Source organism: Burkholderia sp. E168m23 (genome assembly GCF_016586125.1).
Classification (GTDB): domain Bacteria; phylum Pseudomonadota; class Gammaproteobacteria; order Burkholderiales; family Burkholderiaceae; genus Burkholderia; species Burkholderia orbicola.
On sequence record NZ_BCPP01000683.1, the window covers coordinates 1 to 3,983 of the forward strand.

6 protein-coding genes are annotated in these 3,983 nt (G+C 67.4%); 4 read left to right on the forward strand and 2 right to left on the reverse strand.

The window, feature by feature from the left end; translation table 11 throughout:
- On the forward strand, window positions 1–251 hold a 251-nt coding region (locus tag JMF90_RS27390; RefSeq protein ID WP_201325664.1), incomplete at its 5' end, for a LysM peptidoglycan-binding domain-containing protein.
- Between the two features lie 91 nt (window positions 252–342).
- Here the strand turns inward: JMF90_RS27390 and JMF90_RS27395 are convergent.
- Window positions 343–1,365 carry an asparaginase gene (locus tag JMF90_RS27395; RefSeq protein WP_041489546.1) on the reverse strand — a complete coding sequence of 341 codons (1,023 nt, stop codon included), beginning with the start codon at window positions 1,363–1,365 and terminating at the stop codon, window positions 343–345.
- Between the two features lie 270 nt (window positions 1,366–1,635).
- Between JMF90_RS27395 and JMF90_RS27400 the strand changes: the two genes are divergently transcribed.
- The 3 genes from JMF90_RS27400 to JMF90_RS27410 all read left to right on the forward strand — a co-directional run bounded on the left by JMF90_RS27400 (window position 1,636) and on the right by JMF90_RS27410 (window position 3,494).
- Complete coding sequence (locus tag JMF90_RS27400; protein WP_011549641.1) at window positions 1,636–1,926, forward strand: PsiF family protein; 291 nt, start codon at window positions 1,636–1,638, stop codon at window positions 1,924–1,926.
- 281 nt (window positions 1,927–2,207) lie between these two features.
- Complete coding sequence (locus tag JMF90_RS27405; protein ID WP_011549640.1) at window positions 2,208–2,657, forward strand: membrane protein; 450 nt, start codon at window positions 2,208–2,210, stop codon at window positions 2,655–2,657.
- A 249-nt stretch (window positions 2,658–2,906) separates the two neighbouring features.
- Window positions 2,907–3,494: a YSC84-related protein gene (locus JMF90_RS27410; protein ID WP_006478613.1), complete on the forward strand. Its 588-nt coding sequence runs from the start codon at window positions 2,907–2,909 to the stop codon at window positions 3,492–3,494.
- 105 nt (window positions 3,495–3,599) lie between these two features.
- Here the strand turns inward: JMF90_RS27410 and JMF90_RS27415 are convergent.
- The coding region (locus JMF90_RS27415; protein ID WP_201325665.1) for a glycosyltransferase at window positions 3,600–3,983 on the reverse strand (384 nt) is incomplete at its 5' end.

The following is a 3,983-nucleotide window of genomic DNA, read 5'->3' on the forward strand; positions in this document are numbered from 1 at the left end:
TAACTTCGTATAGCATACATTATACGAAGTTATACGATGTCGCGGGCGTCAACGATGACGATCTGCAGCCGGACGATCCGGAAGTGCAGTACCACGACGTGAAGCCGGGCGACACGCTGTCGGCGATCGCCAAGGAAGTGTACGGCGATGCGAACAAGTATCCGGTGATCTTCGAAGCGAACAAGCCGATGCTGTCGAGCCCGGACCGGATCTACCCGGGCCAGAAGCTCGTGATTCCGCCGCAGTCCTGAGCATTCGCGCAGCACTGACGCAAAAATGGCAGGCCATTGGCCTGCCATTTTTTTATGCCTTCTACGCGCCGCCCGAGCGGCGCGCCATCGGTCACAGCGTGTCGAATGCGCGTTGCAATGCGTCGCGCTCGCGAATGCCGTTCGCGAGCGCGAGCATCAGCAGCACGCGCGCCTTGAACGGGTGCAGCGAGCCCGCGCTCACGAACCCGAGCGCATCGTCGCTCGCGGCGCCGTTGCGCATCACGTGCCCCGAACCGACGCGCGACGCACGCACCACCGCCACGCCCGCGTTCACCGCATCGGCGAGCGCCGTCTGCAGCGTCGCATGGATCGATCCGTTGCCGGTGCCCGCGACGACGAGGCCGCGCACGCCGGCCGCGACGAGCGCATCGACGGCCGTGCGCGTCACGCCCGCATAGCTCGCGACGACTTCGACCGGCGGCCAGGTCGGCGCGATCGCCAGCTGCGTGTCGCGCGTGCGCGTGACACGGCGGGCGAATTCGACGCGGCCGTCCTGCACCCAGCCGAGTGCGCCGAGCTCCGGCGACTGGAACGCGTCGACCGCATAGGTGCTCGTCTTCACGACGTCGCGCGCGCCGTGGATCCGGTTGTTGAACGCGACCAGCACGCCTTGCCCGCGCGCGGCCGGATGGGCGGCCACCGTCACCGCGTTCAGCAGGTTCAGCGGGCCGTCGGACGACAGCGCGGTCGCCGGCCGCATCGCGGCCGTCAGCACGACCGGCTTGTCGCCCCGGACGACCAGATGCAGTGCATACGCGGTTTCCTCGAGCGTATCGGTGCCGTGGGTGATCACGATGCCGTCGATCGCCGGGTCGGCCATCAGCGCGTCGATCCGCGCGGCGAGCGTGTTCCACAGCGGCAGCGCGAGATCCTTGCTGTCGATGCTGGCGACCTGCTCCGCGTCGATGCGCGCGACCGACGCAAGCGCCGGTACGGCGTCGACCAGGAAATTGACGCCGAGCGCGCCGGCCTGGTAGCCGGCCGTGCTGGCCGCGTCGGGCGCGGCGCCGGCGATCGTGCCGCCGGTGGCGAGTACGGCGATGCGCGGCAGCGCCGGCGCGGACGAAGGGGATGCGGTGTTCGGTGTATTCATGGCCGCGATTGTAATGGCTCGCGGCCGGCGTCCGGTAGGTCCGGCTCGAACGCGCGCGGCGCGACCCCGTGTCATGGTTTGTCCCGATCGCCGGCGCGTGCACGCCGTCAACGGCCATGCCGCCCACTGCGTTATAGAAATGCCGTTTTGGTGTTTTCACATTGATTTGCCATAATCGGAGCGCGCGGCGCGATGCGACCCTGTTCACGTCGCGCCGGGCTTCGTGACGGCGTCGATATAAAACGCAATTCACCCCATGGGAGTGTCGAAATGAAAATCCAATCGCTCGTAGCCGCAGTGCTTCTCGGCGGCATGCTGGCTTCCCCCGCATTCGCGGCGAACAGCCAGCAGGACAAGATGAAGGCCTGTAACACCCAGGCAGCCGGCAAGACGGGCGACGAACGCAAGGCGTTCATGAAGGACTGCCTGTCGGCGAAGCCCGCGAAGGCGATGACGCAGCAGGAAAAGATGAAGGCGTGCAACACGCAGGCCACCGGCAAGAAGGGTGACGATCGCAAGGCGTTCATGAAGAGCTGCCTGAGCAACCAGCCGGCCGCCTGAGTTCGGCGCTCCCGCCTCGAATGCCGCGCCCCGCTTCGGCGGGCGCGGCATTTTCGTTTTCGTTGCACGCGCATCGACACGCGCCTGCCAGCCGCATGCCCGCCCGCATGCCCGCCTTTTCCCGCCCCGTTTTTCCGGCCCGCCGCTCCGGTGCCGCCACATGGTGCGGCAATTCGCCGCGTTTTCTTCTATGATGGCTGCAACGCGGCCCACCCAAGACCAAGAAGCGCCATCGGGCCGCCCTCGAGACGGACGCGCACGCGCGTCAAACGGAGGCTTGGATGGCATGGAGACAACACCGCTGGTTCCGCCGCTGGCTGATCGTGATCGTGTTCTGGGCGGTGCCCGTCGCGATCATCGCCGTGCGCGAGATCCGCGAGGAAATGGCCTACAACAAGGCGGACCTGCAACTCGCGCTGACCACCTGGCAGCTCACCGACGCGCAACAGGCCGCCGGCGCCGCCGCGAAGTGCCACGGGAATCCTGACGAAGCGCGCGCGACCGGCTGCCCGGCCGACGTGCTCGCCGCCAACGCGCCGCGCCAGCAGGCGGCCCGCGACGAATACGTGGTGCGCCGCAATACGCTCGCCGGCTATCTGTGGCATGCGTTCGTCGGCTACTGGGTCGTTCCGGCCGCGTTCCTGTTCGCATGCGGCGTCGTGATCGCGCTGATCCGCCGCGCGCTGCGCCGCCCGCCGATCAAGCCGCCCGTTCCCCCCGTCACACACTGACACCGGCGCACGCCGCAGGCGCCGCCGCCCGCTGCTCGAGCGCCGCGTTCCCCGCACGCCGGCCACGCGCCACGCGCGCCTGGCGCGTGCGCGACATTTCATCCGTTGGCGCGCCGCGACACCCTTGCGCGATTTGACGCTTTTTCACGCGCCAACGAAAAGAGCCCCTGATCCGCTGTGATATAACTGCCGACGTGATCCGCTCCCTGAGCGAGACTCACTCCGAACATCATCCGATGGAGAACAACGATGCAAAAACGGAATCTTGTGCTGAAAGCCGCCGCTGCGCTCATCGTCGGTAGCCTCGCGCTCACCGGTTGCACCACCACGCCGGACAAGCCGGACAACGCCGCGACCAACGCGTCGAAGCGTCAGTCGATCGACGCGAGCGTCGACGCCACGCTGTCTCGCATGTACTCCACCGTCAAGGGTTCGCGCGAGCTCGTCGCGAAATCGCGCGGCGTGCTGGTCTTCCCCGAAGTGCTCCAGGCCGGCTTCATCGTCGGCGGCCAGTCGGGCAACGGCGCGCTGCGCGTCGGCGGCAGCACGGTCGGCTACTACAACACGTCGTCACTGTCGGTCGGCCTGCAGGCCGGTGCGCAGTCGAAGGCGATCGTGTTCCTGTTCATGACGCAGCAGGCGCTCGACGAATTCCGCGGCTCGGACGGCTGGGCCGCCGGCGCCGGCGCATCGGTCGCACTCGTGAAGATGGGCGCGAACGGCGCGGTCGACTCCAACACGGCCACCGCGCCGATCCAGGTCGTCGTGCTGACCAACGCCGGCCTGATGGGCGACGTATCGATCAACGGCACGAAGGTCACGAAGCTCAAGATCTGACGTTGACGCACTGCCCGCGCGCGCTGCGCGCGGACCATGCGCAAACGGCGATGTCCTTGCGGGCATCGCCGTTTTTTTATCCGCCGCCCTTCTGCATCGGGACGATCAGGTCGTCGAATCGATCACCTTGAAGCGCGAGCGCTTCTGCGCGCGGATCACCGACTGGTACACATCGACGTACTGCTGCGCCATCCGGCGCGACGTGAAGCGCTCCTCGAAGCGCTGCCGCACGCGCGCCCGCGGCAGCAGGTGCAGCCGGTTCACGGCGGCCACCGCACTGATTTCATCCTCGACGATGAACCCCGACACGCCCTCGTCCACCACTTCGGGCACCGCGCCGCGGTTGAACGCGATCACCGGCGTGCCGCACGACATCGCCTCGATCATCACCAGGCCGAACGGCTCCGGCCAGTCGATCGGAAACAGCAGCGCATGCGCGCCCGACAGGAATTCGGCCTTCTCGTGATCGGCGATCTCGCCGATGTATTC